Below are 17,083 nucleotides of genomic sequence, written 5' to 3'. Positions count from 1 at the left end.
TTCTTCCAAAGCGTTTTTATCATCTGGATTTATTATAGATGGAACTCCTTCTCTTATAAGTGTTCCTGTTTTTGGATCTATTTTAACTTCATTTGTATCTGGAACTTGTTTTAAACATACAACTATATTCATTCCTTAATCCCCTCCTACTTTAGTAAATTTCCAGCAATAACCATCTTTTGAACTTGTGAAGTGCCTTCATAGATTTCAGTTATCTTAGCATCTCTCATCATTCTTTCTACTGGATATTCTTTTGTATATCCATATCCTCCGAAGATTTGGACTGCTTTGGTTGTAACTTCCATTGCTACTTCTGATGCAAATAATTTTGCTCTTGCAGCTTCTACTGTGTATGGAAGTCCTGCATCTTTATAAGCAGCTGCTTTATATACTAAAAGCTTAGCAGCTTCAACTTTAACATCGAGTTCTGCTACCATCCATTGTAAACCTTGGAATGCTGCGAGTGGTTTCCCAAATTGTTTTCTTTCTTTCATATATTTAGTAGCTTCTTCTAAAGCTCCTTCTGCAATTCCTAGTGCTTGAGCAGCTACACCAATTCGTCCTCCATCAAGAGTTTTCATAGCGATACCGAAACCTCTTCCTTCTTTTCCAAGCATGTTTTCTTTTGGAACTATGCAATTAGTAAATACAAGTTCAGTAGTTGAAGATGCTCTTATTCCTAATTTATCTTCGTGTTTACCAATTGAAAATCCTGGGAACTCTTTTTCAACTATAAAAGCAGTAATTCCTTTTGTTCCTTTAGTTTTATCAGTCATTGCAAAAACTATAAATGTTTCAGCTACTCCACCATTTGTGATGAATATTTTTGAACCATTTAATATATAATTGTCTCCATCTAAAGTTGCTGTAGTTTGTTGCTCTGACGCATCTGTTCCTGCATTAGGTTCAGTTAATCCAAAAGCTCCTAATTTTTCACCTTTTGCAAGTGGTACTAAATATTTCATTTTTTGTTCTTCAGTACCAAACGCATCTATTGGTCCTGCACATAGTGATGTATGAGCTGATAATATAACTCCTGTAGTTCCACATGCTTTTGATAATTCTTCAACAGCAATAATATATGATAAGATGTCGCCACCTGCTCCACCATATTTAGTTGCGAATGGCATACCAAGCATATGGTATTTAGCCATTTTTTCTACAGTTTCGCTAGGAAATCTTTCTGTTCTATCTATTTCCGCAGCTATTGGTGCAACTTCGTTTAATGTAAATTCCTTTACCATTTGTTTTACAAATTCTTGTTCTTTTGTCAATGTAAAATTCATGTAACTTCCTCCTCGCTTATCTACCTATCTTTTATATTGTAATTATATTATATTTATATTTACTTATTTTTAAAGGATTTTTCTGTTTTTTCAAGAAATGCTGTCATTCCACTAGTTTGATCCTGAGTAGAAAAACATTCTCCGAATATTTCTGCTTCATATGAAATTGCAGAATCTATATCTAATTGTATGCCCTTATTAATTGCTGCTTTACATAGACTTACAGCAATAGGAGCTTGTCCAGCAATTAAATTTGCAAGTGCTTTAGCTTCTGTTAATAACTCTTCAGGTTCAACAACTTTATTTACAAGTCCGATTCTAAATGCTTCATCAGCTTTTATAATCTTCGCTGTATATATTAATTCTTTAGCCATTCCAAGTCCTACAAGCCTTGATAGTCTTTGTGTACCCCCAAAACCAGGAGTTATTCCAAGACTTACTTCAGGTTGTCCAAATTTTGCTTTTGAAGATGCTATTCTAATATCACAAGCCATAGAAAGCTCGCATCCTCCACCAAGCGCAAAACCGTTTACTGCAGCTATAACAGGTTTTTCTAAAGTTTCTAATTTTCTAAAAACTTTATTGCCTAAATTACCGAATCTTCTACCACCCATTACATCAAGATCCTTCATTTCAGAAATATCTGCTCCTGCAACAAAAGCCTTTCCATCACCAGTAATTATTACTGCATAGATGTTGTCATCATTAGCAATCTCGTCTATTGCTAAATCTAGCTCTTTTAATGTCTCTGAGTTTAATGCATTTAGAGCTTTTGGTCTACTAATTGTAAGTATTGCAACTTTCTCTTCCTTTTGTAGCACAATATTTTTATATTCCACAACAATCAACTCCTTACGAATTAATCCATTCATTGATCACCTGTTAAAAATATAACAAGCAACTTAAAATGTATTTGAAGCACTTAGCCTCAAATACATTATATATCTTTTGTTTACTTATTTCAACAGGTATTTTTTTTTGATAAATTATGTATAATTTGTAAATTTAATTGTGCTTACTTTGTGATTTCTTTAACTATATGTTTCATTCATTAAGCAACTAAGTGTTAGTAAACTTTCACTCAAATGAACATTTTCAACAATTATGTCTTTCGGTACATCTAAATCCACAGGTGCAAAATTCCAGATACCCTTAACCCCATTTTGTACCATCATGTCACAAACTATTTGTGCGCTATTTCCTGACACGCAAATCACTCCAATATTTACAGTCGTTCCTTTAAGAAATTCCACTAACTCGTCTATGTCTATTACTTCAACATCCCTTATTTTGAGTCCTATAAGTTTTGGATTAACATCAAAAATTCCAACCAAATTAAAGGCTAATCTTTCAAAACTAGTGTAATTGGAAATTGCTTGCCCAATATTACCCGCACCTATTATTATCATATTATATTCTTTAGCCAATCCTAATATTGTGCTAACCTCATTTAATAGTTCTTTAACGTTATAACCATATCCTTGTTGCCCAAAATCTCCAAAACAATTCAAATCCTGTCTAATTTGAGATGCCGTAAACCCAATTTTTTCCCCTAATTCTTTTGAGGATATTCTATCTACATCACTTCTTAAAAGCTCTCTTAAATATCTATGGTATTTAGGCAACCTTCTAATAACTGCCATTGATATATTTTTCTTCATTTCCATAACTTGAACACTCCTCTTCAGCATCATAAATTTCATATTCTCTATTTTACCACACTATTGTATATTAACACTAACTTTATTGAAAATTTAACATTTCTTATTATTTTTTCACTAATTTAGTCCATTTATACTATTATTAATAACTAATGATATATATATATATTTATTTTTTACTTCAATAATTTTGATATAAATAGTACAATAATATATAGTAATTGATAATATTTAATTTTTTTCTTATTTAAGGTAGATAAATATTTTTCAGATTGATAAATATTCTTCAAATCGAATTATATGATTTCACTATTTTATAATTTAATTTAATACAATATAATTGGGAAGGTGACAATAATGATAGTTCTAAGTTGCAAGGATATTCACAAAAGTTACGGCATAGATGTTATTTTAGACAAAATAACTTTAAGTATAAATGAAGGCGAAAAAATTGGTTTTATTGGTGCTAATGGAGCAGGTAAGTCTACACTCTTTAAAATACTTACCTCACAATTAGATCATGATTATGGCGAACTATTTATAGATAAAAACAAAAAAATCGGTTATTTATCTCAAGACCTTTCATTAGATTCTAATAATACTATTTACGATGAAACGCTTATAGTATTCGACAATTTATTAAGCCTTGAAAAGAATCTTAAAGATTTAGAATTAAAAATGAGTGAGCCTTATGATGCTTCAAAAGAAGAATATCATAATAGAATAATAAAAGAATATACATTAAGCTCTGAACTTTATAATAATCGTGGTGGGTATACATATAAAGCTGAAATTAGCAGGGTTCTTAAAGGTCTTGGTTTTATGGAAGAAGATTATAATAAACCAATAAACATATTAAGTGGAGGTCAAAAAACAAGGGTTGCCCTTTGCAAATTGTTACTAAAAGGTCCTGATATACTATTACTGGATGAACCCACTAATCACTTAGACTTAGATGCTATAGAATGGTTAGAAGATTACTTGAAATCTTATAAAGGAACTATGTTTATAATATCACATGATAGATACTTTTTAGATGCTATTACAAATAAAACATTTGAACTTATTAATGGGCATGTAGATTCTTATAATGGAAACTATACAAATTTTATTGACTTAAAGAAAAAAAATTATGAAATTCAATTAAAAGCATACAATTTACAACGCTCAGAAATAAAAAGGCAAGAGGAAATTATAACTAGATATAAATCTTTTAATAGAGAAAAAAGTGTAAGAGCTGCTGAAAGCAGGCAAAAGTCTTTGGATAAAATGGAACGCATTGATTCTCCTATTAGTGACCTTAGGGAAGCTAAAATTAAATTTGAAACAGAAATTAAGAGTGGAAATGACGTTCTACATATAGAAAATTTATCAAAACAATTTGGAGATAATCTTCTGTTTGAAAATTTAAATTTAGATATAAAAAGATCAGAAAAAATAGCTCTTATTGGTGAAAATGGCCGTGGCAAAACCACTCTTTTTAAAATAATAATGGATAAAATCCCATGTGATAAGGGTATAAAAGTATTAGGAAAAAATATTTTTGTAGGATATTATGACCAAGAACAATCAAATTTGAATCCGGAAAAAACTATAATTGATGAGGTGTGGGATGACTTTCCTAAACTTACTACAACTGAGCTGCGTACTGCATTAGCAGCGTTTTTATTCATAGGTGAAGATGTATTTAAAAATATATCCACATTAAGTGGTGGTGAAAAATGCAGAATTAATCTTCTAAAAATTATGTTATCTAAAGCTAACTTTTTGCTACTCGATGAACCAACAAATCACTTAGATATTATGTCTCGTGAAGCTTTAGAAGATTCAATCCTCGGGTATGATGGTACTGTTATTGTCATTTCTCATGATAGATATTTTTTAAACAAGGTAATTGATAAAATACTTGAATTAAACCAAAATGGGCTCAAAGAGTATTTAGGTAATTATAATTATTACATAGAAAAAAAGAAAAACCCCCTTCGTTTCCAAATAGAAGAAGCTTATGATGGTATGTCGAAAACCCAAATAAATCTTGAAAAGAAAAAGAAGAGAGATGAGGATAAATTAGAAAAACAAAAGAAATTAGATCTAAAAACCCTTGAAGATAAAATAGCCTCATCAGAACAGGCATTAGAAAAGCTAACCGGTGACCTTTGCCTTGAAGAGGTATATTCAAACCCTAGTCGATGTGTTGATGTAAACAACCAAATATCAAGTATTAAAACAGCTCTTGAAGATCTTTACGAAGCTTGGGAAGACTTTTTAGATGACGCAGAATAGAAGTGTATAAAATTTCTCCTGCGCGCCTTGCACACGAGCTCAAAACTTGAAATTCCATTAACAAATTCTAATCTTTTGCTTATATAAAATTACCTATCACTCACATTCGGCGTCCTGCCTCAGGTTCACTAGACTGCCTTCCTGGCAGTCTTACGGTAATTTTATAACGCAAAAGAAGAATTTATAAATGGAATTTCAATGTTTCTTCACCTCTTATTGCAAGTCACTTCGTAGAAATGTCATATTTATTATTAAACTAATATATTAATAACCATTGAAGGTTCGGCATGTAGATTGTGGCAGATAGTATATAATGAGTTTTACAGACTCTTAGTTTATGTAGTGAAAAATTTCCGTAATCAGCCCAGGAAGGGCTGATAGCACTTCTGAGACAGGACGTCGAATAAGTGCGTTAGGAAATTTTTCATGGAATAAACTTAGAGTGTGTTAACGAATTATCGACTATCCGAACATAATACATGCCGAACCTTGATGTTTATAATTTGTATTGATAGTTAGATTAATGCCCCTTCTAGTAATACTTTAATGTTGTTTCTATAAATATTGTTAAATTGGGTTATTGGAAGGGGATTTACTCCACGTCCAACCTCAATGGTATATCCTGGCCTCCTATATTTATCTATAAACCAATCTTTATACCCTGCATAGCTTGTAATTCCAGTGGTTTCTCCTAGCTCATAACCACTTAATTCAGCAAACCTTAATGCTATGTTTTTAGCTTCAGCCGTTGCCAAATTTTGAAAATTCCAGTATATCAATTCACCTTGGGAATGATATGCTATCACCAACCTAAAATTATTTTTTCTAGTAAGGTCTGCCACGGCTCTAGACTCTGATTCTGATTCTGGTGCAGTTCCAGAATATCTTGTAGGTCCTGGTCCATATACTCCATAGCTTTTTTCTGCATCCTTGGATACTTGCCACAAAGCATCATAGTTATGATTAAGATCTACGCCACGTATATTAGCACTCCAATTTCTAGAAAAATCCGAACTGCCATTATTCCATTTTATTAATTCGTTATAGTATGGATTACTTTTCTCTATGCCATTAAGTACTAAGTCAACTCCATCTGGATTTACCATAGGCATAACATATATAGTGCTTTTATTCCATATGTCCACTGGATTATAACCTTCTATACTCTGCCTTAATGCATAAGCTTTAGAAAAATTTTCAATAAATTTCATTAAGAGAGGTGTAGTTATCCATTCAATTGCATGATGTGACCCATTATAAAACACTTTATTAGGTCCACTCCCTAGTTTTACATAATAAAGTTCTTTTCCTAGCTCGCTTTTACCTGCACTAGAGACTTCTATAAATGGATATCTTGCCTTTAACCCTTCTAAATCTTTTTTCATAATGTCATAAGTATAATCTATATTTGTATAAACAACCTCTAATGAATATGGAACGGTAATTACTTCACCAACTCGTAAATTATTTGAATTCACCTCTGGATTAGCTGTAACTATACTTGCAAGAGTCGTATAATACATTTTTGCTATAGAGTTTAGCGTATCCCCTGCTTTAATTCTATAAGTATCAAACCCTAATAAAAATCTATTCATAAGTTTATAAGTATCCTCATTTATTTCGCCAGTAGGTGATATACCAAAATATATTTGGAATTTCCGCACTGCCTCTGCAGTTTTAGGCCCATAAATTCCGTCAATGGCTCCAACATTATAACCCAATTTATTAAGTAGCGATTGTATTTCCATTACCGTTGTTCCTTTTGATCCTATTTTTAGGGTTAGCAAATTTACCCTCCTAAAATTTCTTATACTACCATTTTATAATATATTTTTGAAAATGTTACTTATTTCCCTTAATAAATAACAAAATAATAATCCAAGAGAGTTATCTCTTGGATTATTATTTACAGTATTTTATTTTACCCTTTGTCTACTCTTAAATTTCTCTCAAGCCCAACTGGGTCCATAGACATTTTCTCGCCATTTAATAACCCTGCCACTCCTATTTTATGAACCTTTTTGGATCCTTTGCATACTTCACAATGACAACCTGAAGTGTAGCCCGTTGGTTGCTCATATGTAGTTATAACACCTTCAAAGTTTCTTAATACTACTTTTTCTGGACTTTGAGATATAACATATCCAGGCATAACTGGAATTTTACCACCCCCACCTGGAGCATCCACAACAAATGTTGGCACACAAAATCCTGAAGTATGTCCTCTTAAAGCTTCAATAATTTCTATTCCCTTAGATACAGGAGTTCTAAAGTGCTCAAGTCCCATTGAAAGGTCACATTGATATATATAATAAGGCCTAACTCTAATTTTAACAAGTTCATGTACTAAATCCATCATTATATGTGAACAATCATTTACTCCTCTTAGAAGAACTGTTTGGTTTCCTAAAGGAATACCTGCATCTGCAAGTTTCGCGCAGGCAAGTTTTGATTCCTCTGTAATTTCATTTGGATGATTAAAATGAGTGTTTAACCAAATCGGATGATATTTCTTTAACATGTCAACCAATTTTTTAGTGATTCTTTGAGGAAGAACCACCGGTACTCTTGACCCCAGCCTTATTATTTCAACATGCTTTATCTCTCTTAATTTTTTAATTATGTATTCTAATTTATCATCAGACACAAGTAGCGCATCTCCACCTGATAATAATACGTCTCTAACTTGTGGATTGTTTCTGATATACTCAATTGCCTTATCTATTCTCTCCATTGGCATAGAATTATCATTTTGCCCTGCGAATCTTCTTCTTGTGCAATGCCTACAGTACATCGAGCACTTATCAGTTATTAGTAATAATACCCGATCTGGATATCTATGAGTTAGCCCTTGAACTGGAGAATCTGCATCTTCATGTAGTGGATCTAATAAATCAGCATCTGCCTCATGCAATTCAAGTTCCGTTGGTATAGCTTGCCTTCTTATTGGATCATGAGGATCATTTGGATCTATTAACGCTAAGTAATAAGGGGTTATAGCCATTCTTAATGTTTGAAGACATTTTTCAGCGCCCTCTTGCTCTCCCTTTGTTAAGGGTATGTATTTTTTAAGTTCTTCTACAGTTTCAATTCTATTTTTGACTTGCCATTCCCAATTATTCCAGTCTTCATCTGTTACATCTTTGAATAATTCAAATCTCCTATTAACTTTCATGTTAGTACCTCCATATGTATTATAATTTTAAACTGCTACATGTCTTTAGTGTATCCATTCACTACAAAATATAATGATTGTTAAATCAATGTAGAAATCTAATCTATTTGTTATTTGGGGGAATATTTTTTTACTAGTTTCATTTTAGGTACAAAAAAGGCGCTGAATTGACAGTGCCTTTTTAAGAAGAGTGCTGAAGATATTAAGATAATTAAAAATTAAATCTTTATACACACTTCAATTTATATAAAATTATTTAGTCTTATTTTATTTGTTAATGCCTTCATTATACACTTTATGTTTCAAAAAGACAATTTTTCGAAGTTTACTTTAAACAATTTTCGAGCGCGTATGAGAAATTTCATACTTTTTATTAGACGATAATTATTTTCTTTTTGTTTTATTAACCTCCACTATTTTACCTACTATATATTCATATCCATTATCAGAATGTGGAATCAAACAAGATGAGCAATCTTTAATGCCATTTGAAAATTTTCCATTTCCACCACACTCATCAAGAAAATATAGAGGACAATAGCAAAATAGACAATTAAATTTTTCATTATTTTTAACTTCATGGCATGGAAAGTATTCACAATCTTTATGTCTAAAAAATTTATAATTCTTCTTCATTTTAATCCTCCTTGTAAATTCAGATAAAATAAAGACATAAAAAAGTAAAAGAGAAATTTACTTTTTTACGTCTTAAAATTTACTAAGTTATTTTTTTAAAATTAAATATACCTATTAAAAATTATCCAATTGCTTTATATAGAAACTGTAATAAATAGGTCAGTACTAAAATTATTAGAATTGTTAGTATAACTTGAACCGTTCCATTTTTCAGTGAAAATGAAAAATTTATGTTAGATTTTTTATGTGTAATAGTCTTATTATTACTTGCTTTACCACTATAATGTGATTGATCAGGATGTGAATAAATAATTTCTCCTTTTAAATAAGCAGCTATACTTATAATTAAAACAAAAATTGATAAAATTCTCGTAATTGAAAAAAAGTTTAAATTCATGGAATAAGATATTAATATAGCTATTGGTATAATAATAACTAGTAACATTCCCAATTTACCAACAATTAGTTTTGGGATAGTCTTAACCTTAGTTTTTGTGTTTTTAGCCCTATAAGAATTTTTCTTTTTCATAATAACCCCTCTTCCACTTCCATAAGCATTAAAATCATTATACCAAATTTAAAAACAATTGTTAACAAAATTTTAAATATTCGTTAACAATTTTTTATGTTGATTTGTTATCTAAAATGTTACAAAATTATATATACCTATATCCTCTAATAATGTTTTTTCTGAAATAATATCTTTGGGAAATTGTTTGGCCAATACTGTTTTAAACTTTTTTAATTGCTCAGCAGAAAGTTCCTCTTGCTTTTTTAAAATATTTTTTTCCTTATTAAGTTTTCCTGATTCTAATTTATATATAAAATCATCACCTATAATGCTTATATTATTTTTATCATCAAATTTTAGAACCCCACTTGTATCACTATTTATAGCTATCCTTAATAAACCATTTATTCCTTTTCCATCGCTATTAACATTTGCTACATTAAGATAAGTCCTTGTCTGACTGTTTATTTTTTTATCACCTTCAATATAACTTCTAAAAGCAAGTATTTTGCCATCCCTAGATAACACCCCATCAAATATCTCTTCTTTGTCTATATTGGTTTCAAAAATTTTATTATTGTTAAGATATAGATTGGCTTTTACCTGTGGAAATATATGAGGTGTATTACTATAAAGAATATTTTTTTTATTAATAGTAACATCTCTTATGGTACCAATACAAGATATTATCTCTGCTTTACTTTTTATGTTGTATACTGTGTAACCTGAAGCCGACGGATCAATATGTCCTGTTACCAAAATGTTTTCATCATCTATCCATTTTAGTTCAATAATTTGTTGAACATTTTCATTATTTATAACAATATCTGTTAGTTTTCCAGTTTTAATATCATAAACAATTATATGTGGAGGGTATATTTCTTTTCCTTCATTAAAATATCTAAATACTATTTTTGTTTTATCTGGCGATATCGCTAATAAATCTTTTAATTTTGAATTATCCCCTAAGGATTTAATTTGCTGATTTGTTTCATCATAAATATAAACATTGTTATTTTTCTCAAAAGCTATTTTTGTGGTCTTAATATTTTCTACTATTTGGTCTTTTCCTTTAACTAACGTTTGATTACTAATCACATTTTCTTCATTTATAACAACATTTTTATTAATTTTTTCCACTTTATTTGAACAAGCCATCAATGTGAAAATGCTTAAAAACAAACATAGTACTATAATGCGTAACTTAAAATTTTTTTTTATTATATTCTGATGGATTGCCATAATCTTTCTCCTCGTTTAAAGTCATAAGAATTAATATTTTAGATCTTAAAATATTGAAACACAAATTATTATACTCCTCTTATATTATGCTATCAACTGATAATTTCAAAAATTTTTGAGAATTTTATATGTTCTCATTTTCTTTTAATGCAAATAAATAATGAGTACATAATTATTTAAAATAATTATGTACTCATTATTTAGAATTTATATTTTTTTCCGCAATAATTACAAAATTTTGCTTGCGAATCACTATCATATATTTTTTCCCCACAGTATTTGCAGAATGATGGTTTCACCTGTTTGTTATTATTTAATAATTGTATATTTTCTTTGATTACTCCATCTAATTTTTCTATTGATACTGGTGTATGTATAAATGCATCTATTGCTCTTTTGTTAAAATCCTCTAACTTAATGTCATTGCTTGAGGATAAAATACATTTAATTTTGGGATGGCTATCCTTTATTTGTTTAAGTATTTTATCTCCAGTTTTTCCTTTCATAATAAAATTCGCGATAATTACATTACAATTAAACTCACTAACATCATTAACCGCAGTAAATTCATTACTTATAATAACTTCATACCCCAAACTTATAAGCATGTCACTCATAATGGAATTTTCTAATTTGCAATCATTAACCAGGAGCACTCTGTACATATTTTTTCCCCTATTCCTAAAATTTATTATGAATAGGTAAAGTGTATCATTATATTTACAATTTTACAATTTATTTCACATCATAAATTATAATATCCTATCTTTCTCCAAGTTTTAAATTTGGTATTGCATTCAGCGTTAGTCCTGATACACTACCCTTAATAAATTCAAAATAAGCTGCACTTCCAATCATAGCTGCATTATCAGTGCAAAGCACCATCTCCGGGAACAAAACTTTTATATTTTGCTTCTGACCTTCTGATGTCATGGTCTCTCTAAGACAAGAATTTGATGCCACGCCGCCTGCTATTGTTATTTTATCTACCCCTTTAATTTTACATGCCTGCAGCGCATGTTCTACCAAAACAGTAACTACTGCCTTTTGAAAAGATGCGGCAACATCAGGTATATTAATTGTCTCCTTTTTCATATTCATTTTATTTATATAATTTAGCACTGAAGATTTAACTCCACTAAAAGAAAAATCTAAAGTATCATCATGAAATTTAGCTTTTGGAAACTTTATAGCATCCGCGTTTCCTTCCTTTGCTATTTTATCTATTTTAGGTCCACCAGGATACCCAAGTCCAATAGCACGAGCCACCTTATCAAATGCTTCACCCGCAGCATCATCTCTAGTTTGAGCCATAACTTCAAAGTCACCATAATCTTTCATATATACAATAAATGTATGTCCACCCGAAACTACCAAACATATAAAAGGTGGTTTAAGATCCTTATATTGAATAAAATTAGCACTTATATGACCCTCTATATGATTAACCCCAATTAATGGTTTATTAGTTGCATATGCAAGTCCCTTAGCATATTGAACACCTACAAGTAATGCTCCTACGAGCCCCGGTCCATAAGTTACTCCTATTGCATCTATGTCATCTAATGTAACTTTAGCTTCGTCCAATGATTCTTGAACTACAGCACTTATTACTTCTATGTGCTTTCTGGATGCCACCTCCGGCACAACTCCTCCAAATTTCTCATGTATATCAATTTGTGATGCAATTATATTTGATAAAATTTCTCGTCCATTCACGACTACTGCCGCCGCGGTCTCATCACAACTCGATTCAATTGCAAGTATTTTAATATCTTTTTTCATTGTTTTTACCCACCTTTAGTAAAGTTTACACAATTTCTTTTTATGAATAACACAAATTAATTATACTTTATTAGGTTTATCATATCAAATTTTTATATACTCTTTATATGTATACTTTTATTTTGATTTATTAACTTTAAAAATTTCTTCACTTATTCAAGTTTAAATACTTTGGTATTTATTATTCTATGATATAATTATATATATGAAATTATCTATTTTATAACAGATTCTAGGAGGAACATATGAGTTACACCTATGCAAAGGTAATAATAAAAGGCTCGCCTATTTCGAAATCTAATTTCAAACTTTTCAACATGAATGGAAGAGCTATTTTGCCTTATAACTCTGGAAAATACCATGATAGATATGCCTTGTATGAAGAAGAAATTGCTTATCAATGTAGAATTCAAAATTCTAATGTTTTTTTAACAGAATCTCTTATTGCCGTTCTAAAGGTTTATTATAAAAGTATAAAAAGACACCCTGATACAAATAACATAACAAAAAGCATTTTCGATGGTATAGAGAAAAGTGGTCTTATTGTAAATGATGCTCAAGTTACAAGACTTATTATCGAGGAGTTTTATAGTGCGGAGAATCCGAGATTTGAATTAGAACTTTTCGGAGAAAGTACATACTCTATGAATTACTTTATAAATCAAAGAGATGAAAAAGTACAAGCTATAAATTATGATCCACCCTCAAATAAAAAAAATACCTTGGGTTCTAAAACAAATACAATAAAAACTAAAGTAAATAAAACAAAACCCTCTCCACTTTGTAATTCCACTTCAAAATTTATATGTGAAATATGTAGAAAACCGGTATCACCGGATGATCGCCTTTCTACAAACAAGGGTAAAACTACCTTATGCAAAAACTGCTTTAAGAAATTATTTTAATTGTAACAGACAAGTCATTTTGCAAGCACAAAATGACTTGTCTGTTACTTTTTATATATACATATTACAAAAAAATCTGGCTATGCTATTAATATAAACAAAGCAAAATTTGAAAGGGGATGTAATCAATGAACACAAATAAGAAAACAAAAAATAAAAAGGTTAATGATGCTATATCTAACATGGGAAACAGTACGAGTTTTAAAGCTTTAAATGATATCAATAACAAGGTCAAAGATAAAAAAAATACTCCTGAAGAGTTAAAGTAATATTAAATTTAATAAAATGAATAAAAAAAATTGCATTAAAGGTGTTTTTATCTTATTAATGCAATTTTTTTTTCTTTGTAAAACTATTTTGAATTCAATTTATTAAAATACTGATAATACTATTGTCATACATATTCTATGTTATAATAGTACTCATATTAAAGATTCTACGAATTTTTGTAACATTTAGAATATATTATCATCTTTCTAATGTCGCATGAAATATACTAATCGTGAATTAAAACTTTTATAATAATAGGAGGAATAAATATGAGCACAAATGTTAACATTGATTGGAGTAAATTAGGTTTTGCTTATAGCAAAACGGACTTACGTTATATTTCTATATGGAAAGATGGCAAATGGGACGATGGAAATTTAGTTGAAGATAACAATATTTCTATAAGTGAAGCTTCAACATCTCTTCATTATGGTCAGCAATGTTTTGAGGGTTTAAAAGCTTATCGCACAAAGGATGGTAGCATCCAATTGTTCAGGCCTACTGAGAATGCCAAACGTATGATGAACAGTTGTGATCGAGTTCTCATGCCTCAAATTCCAATTGACAAATTTGTTGATGCTTGCAAGCAAGTTGTTAAAGCAAATGAAGCTTTTGTTCCTCCATACGGAACTGGAGCAACTCTTTATGTTAGGCCATATGTAATAGGTATTGGGGATAACCTTGGAGTAGGTCCAGCTCCTGAATTTTTATTTGGAGTATTCTGTTGCCCAGTAGGTCCCTACTTCAAAGGTGGAATGGTTCCAGTAAACTTTATGGCATCTGAGGGATACGATCGAGCTGCACCTCATGGAACTGGAGATGTAAAAGTTGGAGGAAACTATGCCGCAAGTCTTCTCGCTCATAAACACGCTGCATCAAAAGGTTTTGCAGACTGTATTTACCTTGATCCTGCAACTCATACAAAAATTGAAGAGGTTGGTGCTGCAAACTTCTTTGGAATTACTAATGACAATATATTTGTAACTCCAAAATCACCATCAATACTTCCTAGTATTACTAAATACTCGTTAATGCATATTGCTAAAGAATATTTAAAAATGGATGTACAAGAGAGAGATGTTCTAATAAGTAATCTTTCCGAATTTAAGGAAGCAGGTGCATGTGGGACTGCTGCCGTAATAACACCTATTGGTGGTATAGAATACAAATGTACTCTTCATGTTTTCCACAGTGAAACAGAAGTAGGTCCAGTTACTAAAAAACTTTATGATACTCTTTATGGTATCCAGTTTGGAGATGTAAAAGCACCTGACGGATGGATTGTAAAAATAGTTTAATAATTTACATGTAAATACAAAACAGTTTCAAACCTTTAATTAAATAGAACATTAAAAATAGCGAATAGATGGTATAAGGTTACCATCTATTCGCTATTAATTTCATATAATATTTTTTTACTTTATATACATCTTGTTATAGTATTCATCTAACATTCTCTCTACTGAGAATTCATAACTTGTAGTTTTAATACTTTCTTTCATCATTTCTATCCAATTTTCTCTATTTTCATAGTAAGTAGTCATAACTCTATTTATTAAAGTATCATAGAGAGCTTTTGTATCATGTTTATCTAGCTCTACTTCCGATAAATCATCAAGACCTACACCGTCACCAAACTGCCAACCATTTACACCGTCATTACAAGCTTCTGGCCACCAACCATCTAGAATAGAACAGTTAAGCACACCATTCATTGCAGCTTTCATTCCCGAGGTTCCACTGGCTTCTAAAGGTCTTCTTGGATTGTTTAACCAAATATCTGAACCTCTAGTTAGCATTCTTCCTATATTCATATCATAATTTTCTAAAAACACTACACTATTTGGATATTTCTTCATCATGCTTACAAGTTTTGCTACTATTTCTTTTCCAATATCATCGAGAGGATGAGCTTTCCCTGAGAATACAATTTGAACTTTTCCACTTTTAAGAAGTGGTGAAATAATATCTTCACTTGTAAATATTAAATCACTTCTCTTATAAGGTGCAGCCCTTCTTGAAAATCCAATAAGTAACTTATCTGCAGAAAGTGTAGCACCCGTCCTTTCTTTAATAAATTCTAATAATTCCTTTTTAACAGTTATGTGAGTATCCCAAAGATCTCCATTATTTTCAAAGGCCTTAGTTATTCTATTATCTACCCAAGATGGTTTATGAATTCCATTAGTTATACCAATAATTTCAGACCTTCCAGCAACAGTTCTCCACATTTTATTTGCAGTTTCCATGTGAAGCTGCGCTACGGCATTAGCTTTTCTTGAAAGCCTAAGTCCTGCTATGGTCATATTAAATGGCTCTCCACCAAATCTAATCATTTGTTGCCTAGTTAATCCATTAAATGCTCCCATATACTCTAGCTTATTAACATCATGAGATTCATTGCCTTCAACTATTGGAGTATGAGTTGTAAATACCACTTCTTCGCGAGTTTTATTCCAAGAATCCTCAAAACTATATCCTGATTGCATTTTTTCTTTAATAAGCTCCGTAGCTGCGAGCACTGCATGCCCCTCATTAAAATGATATACATCTATAGGAAGTTCTAAAGCCCTTAAAGCCTTTATTCCACCAATACCTAATACTATTTCTTGAGCAATTCTTTCTTCTCCAAACCAACCATACAATTGCCCCGTTATCCACTTATCACTATTCTCTGGTATATCAGTATCCAAAAGATATATTGGATTATTCCCAAATTCCTCTAATCTCCAAACTTTACATACAATGTCTAAATTTCGAATTTTAACGGTTACTTTCACTTTTGTATCTTCTAAAAAATCATAATCATAATTATGATATGTATCAAATACCTTTCCATTTTCATCTATAAATTGCTCAGTATATCCCTGTTTCCACTTAAGTCCTATTCCCACCAGCGGTAAATTTAAATCCTTTGCTCCTTTTAGATGATCACCTGCAAGTATTCCTAGTCCCCCTGCATAAGTTTTAAAATCTGAATGAAGTCCATACTCCATACAAAAATAAGCAACTCTTGGAAGATTACTAATATCCATTAACTTCGCCTCCTATATTAATCTTTAATACCACCCAATATCAGATAATTAATTTGATTTCCATTGTTTTTAAATTTAGCTTTTATTATAACTGTACCTTTTATAATTATTATACATAATTTTAAAAACTAATGCAACCGTTTGCACAAATAATTTTCTAATGTAATTTATAAAGATTCAAAATTTATTTATAATAATTAATCTTAAAAAATGAAACGTCGAATTGTCCACTATTTAAGATAAGGACAATTTGACGCTTAATGAGTTACAATTTTTATAAATTAGAAACTTCTC

The 17,083-nt window shown here is 30.5% G+C and carries 15 protein-coding genes and 1 pseudogene; 4 read left to right on the top strand and 12 right to left on the bottom strand.

The features are described 5' to 3' along the window. The 4 genes and pseudogenes from VIM70_RS14775 to VIM70_RS14760 all read right to left on the bottom strand — a co-directional run. Nucleotides 1–132: pseudogene (locus VIM70_RS14775) on the bottom strand (electron transfer flavoprotein subunit beta); the annotation flags it as partial. Nucleotides 133–146: 14 nt separating this feature from the next. After that, a complete protein-coding gene (locus VIM70_RS14770; protein ID WP_331946541.1) occupies nt 147–1,286 on the bottom strand; it encodes an acyl-CoA dehydrogenase in 1,140 nt (379 codons plus the stop codon). 59 nt (nt 1,287–1,345) lie between these two features. Beyond that, nucleotides 1,346–2,125, bottom strand: coding sequence for a short-chain-enoyl-CoA hydratase (locus VIM70_RS14765; protein WP_331946540.1), 780 nt, complete (start codon nt 2,123–2,125; stop codon nt 1,346–1,348). 192 nt (nt 2,126–2,317) lie between these two features. After that, complete coding sequence (locus VIM70_RS14760; protein ID WP_331946539.1) at nt 2,318–2,953, bottom strand: redox-sensing transcriptional repressor Rex; 636 nt, start codon at nt 2,951–2,953, stop codon at nt 2,318–2,320. 351 nt (nt 2,954–3,304) lie between these two features. On the opposite strand from VIM70_RS14760, the gene abc-f reads away from it, so the two are divergent. After that, on the top strand, nt 3,305–5,230 hold the full coding sequence (gene abc-f, locus VIM70_RS14755; protein ID WP_331946538.1) for a ribosomal protection-like ABC-F family protein: 1,926 nt from the start codon (nt 3,305–3,307) through the stop codon (nt 5,228–5,230). Nucleotides 5,231–5,745: 515 nt separating this feature from the next. On the opposite strand, the gene VIM70_RS14750 is transcribed toward abc-f, so the two are convergent. The 7 genes from VIM70_RS14750 to tsaD all read right to left on the bottom strand — a co-directional run bounded on the left by VIM70_RS14750 (nt 5,746) and on the right by tsaD (nt 12,579). Further along, nucleotides 5,746–7,017: a M14 family metallopeptidase gene (locus VIM70_RS14750; RefSeq protein WP_331946537.1), complete on the bottom strand. Its 1,272-nt coding sequence runs from the start codon at nt 7,015–7,017 to the stop codon at nt 5,746–5,748. 134 nt (nt 7,018–7,151) lie between these two features. Further along, complete coding sequence (gene ablA, locus VIM70_RS14745; protein ID WP_331946536.1) at nt 7,152–8,405, bottom strand: lysine 2,3-aminomutase; 1,254 nt, start codon at nt 8,403–8,405, stop codon at nt 7,152–7,154. A gap of 384 nt (nt 8,406–8,789) precedes the next feature. Beyond that, nucleotides 8,790–9,041 (bottom strand): cysteine-rich small domain-containing protein, encoded by a 252-nt coding sequence (locus tag VIM70_RS14740; protein ID WP_331946535.1) that lies wholly within the window; start codon nt 9,039–9,041, stop codon nt 8,790–8,792. 121 nt (nt 9,042–9,162) lie between these two features. Continuing rightward, nucleotides 9,163–9,570 (bottom strand): hypothetical protein, encoded by a 408-nt coding sequence (locus tag VIM70_RS14735; RefSeq protein WP_331946534.1) that lies wholly within the window; start codon nt 9,568–9,570, stop codon nt 9,163–9,165. Nucleotides 9,571–9,681: 111 nt separating this feature from the next. Beyond that, the gene (locus VIM70_RS14730) at nt 9,682–10,794 is read right to left on the bottom strand and encodes a hypothetical protein (RefSeq protein WP_331946533.1); all 1,113 of its coding nucleotides are present in this window, start codon (nt 10,792–10,794) and stop codon (nt 9,682–9,684) included. Nucleotides 10,795–10,994: 200 nt separating this feature from the next. After that, nucleotides 10,995–11,459 (bottom strand): response regulator, encoded by a 465-nt coding sequence (locus tag VIM70_RS14725; protein ID WP_331946532.1) that lies wholly within the window; start codon nt 11,457–11,459, stop codon nt 10,995–10,997. Between the two features lie 97 nt (nt 11,460–11,556). Further along, on the bottom strand, nt 11,557–12,579 hold the full coding sequence (gene tsaD / locus VIM70_RS14720) for a tRNA (adenosine(37)-N6)-threonylcarbamoyltransferase complex transferase subunit TsaD (protein WP_331946531.1): 1,023 nt from the start codon (nt 12,577–12,579) through the stop codon (nt 11,557–11,559). A 245-nt stretch (nt 12,580–12,824) separates the two neighbouring features. Here tsaD and VIM70_RS14715 point away from each other — a divergent pair, with 245 nt between their 5' ends. The 3 genes from VIM70_RS14715 to VIM70_RS14705 all read left to right on the top strand — a co-directional run bounded on the left by VIM70_RS14715 (nt 12,825) and on the right by VIM70_RS14705 (nt 15,052). Beyond that, a complete protein-coding gene (locus VIM70_RS14715; protein WP_331946530.1) occupies nt 12,825–13,484 on the top strand; it encodes a RusA family crossover junction endodeoxyribonuclease in 660 nt (219 codons plus the stop codon). A 128-nt stretch (nt 13,485–13,612) separates the two neighbouring features. Next, nucleotides 13,613–13,753 (top strand): hypothetical protein, encoded by a 141-nt coding sequence (locus tag VIM70_RS14710; protein ID WP_331946529.1) that lies wholly within the window; start codon nt 13,613–13,615, stop codon nt 13,751–13,753. 270 nt (nt 13,754–14,023) lie between these two features. Beyond that, nucleotides 14,024–15,052 carry a branched-chain amino acid aminotransferase gene (locus VIM70_RS14705; protein ID WP_331946528.1) on the top strand — a complete coding sequence of 343 codons (1,029 nt, stop codon included), beginning with the start codon at nt 14,024–14,026 and terminating at the stop codon, nt 15,050–15,052. Between the two features lie 117 nt (nt 15,053–15,169). Here the strand turns inward: VIM70_RS14705 and glgP are convergent, their stop codons facing one another. After that, entirely contained in the window at nt 15,170–16,789 is a 1,620-nt protein-coding gene (gene glgP / locus VIM70_RS14700) for an alpha-glucan family phosphorylase (protein ID WP_331946527.1), read from the bottom strand. Between the last annotated feature and the right edge of the window lie 294 nt (nt 16,790–17,083).

The sequence above is a fragment of the Clostridium sp. genome (genome assembly GCF_036569345.1).
In the GTDB taxonomy this organism is placed as follows: Bacteria; Bacillota; Clostridia; order Clostridiales; family Clostridiaceae; genus Clostridium_AD.
The sequence above is the reverse complement of the archived record's forward strand: the minus strand, read 5'-3'. Positions and strand labels throughout refer to the sequence as shown.

Coding starts and splice junctions, on each gene's coding strand:
- VIM70_RS14770 (WP_331946541.1), bottom strand. CDS start 1,286: ATGAATTTTACATTGACAAAAGAACAAGAATTTGTAAAACAAATGGTA.
- VIM70_RS14760 (WP_331946539.1), bottom strand. CDS start 2,953: ATGGAAATGAAGAAAAATATATCAATGGCAGTTATTAGAAGGTTGCCT.
- abc-f (WP_331946538.1), top strand. CDS start 3,305: ATGATAGTTCTAAGTTGCAAGGATATTCACAAAAGTTACGGCATAGAT.
- ablA (WP_331946536.1), bottom strand. CDS start 8,405: ATGAAAGTTAATAGGAGATTTGAATTATTCAAAGATGTAACAGATGAA.
- VIM70_RS14740 (WP_331946535.1), bottom strand. CDS start 9,041: ATGAAGAAGAATTATAAATTTTTTAGACATAAAGATTGTGAATACTTT.
- VIM70_RS14735 (WP_331946534.1), bottom strand. CDS start 9,570: ATGAAAAAGAAAAATTCTTATAGGGCTAAAAACACAAAAACTAAGGTT.
- VIM70_RS14730 (WP_331946533.1), bottom strand. CDS start 10,794: ATGGCAATCCATCAGAATATAATAAAAAAAAATTTTAAGTTACGCATT.
- VIM70_RS14725 (WP_331946532.1), bottom strand. CDS start 11,459: ATGTACAGAGTGCTCCTGGTTAATGATTGCAAATTAGAAAATTCCATT.
- tsaD (WP_331946531.1), bottom strand. CDS start 12,579: ATGAAAAAAGATATTAAAATACTTGCAATTGAATCGAGTTGTGATGAG.
- VIM70_RS14715 (WP_331946530.1), top strand. CDS start 12,825: ATGAGTTACACCTATGCAAAGGTAATAATAAAAGGCTCGCCTATTTCG.
- VIM70_RS14710 (WP_331946529.1), top strand. CDS start 13,613: ATGAACACAAATAAGAAAACAAAAAATAAAAAGGTTAATGATGCTATA.
- VIM70_RS14705 (WP_331946528.1), top strand. CDS start 14,024: ATGAGCACAAATGTTAACATTGATTGGAGTAAATTAGGTTTTGCTTAT.
- glgP (WP_331946527.1), bottom strand. CDS start 16,789: ATGGATATTAGTAATCTTCCAAGAGTTGCTTATTTTTGTATGGAGTAT.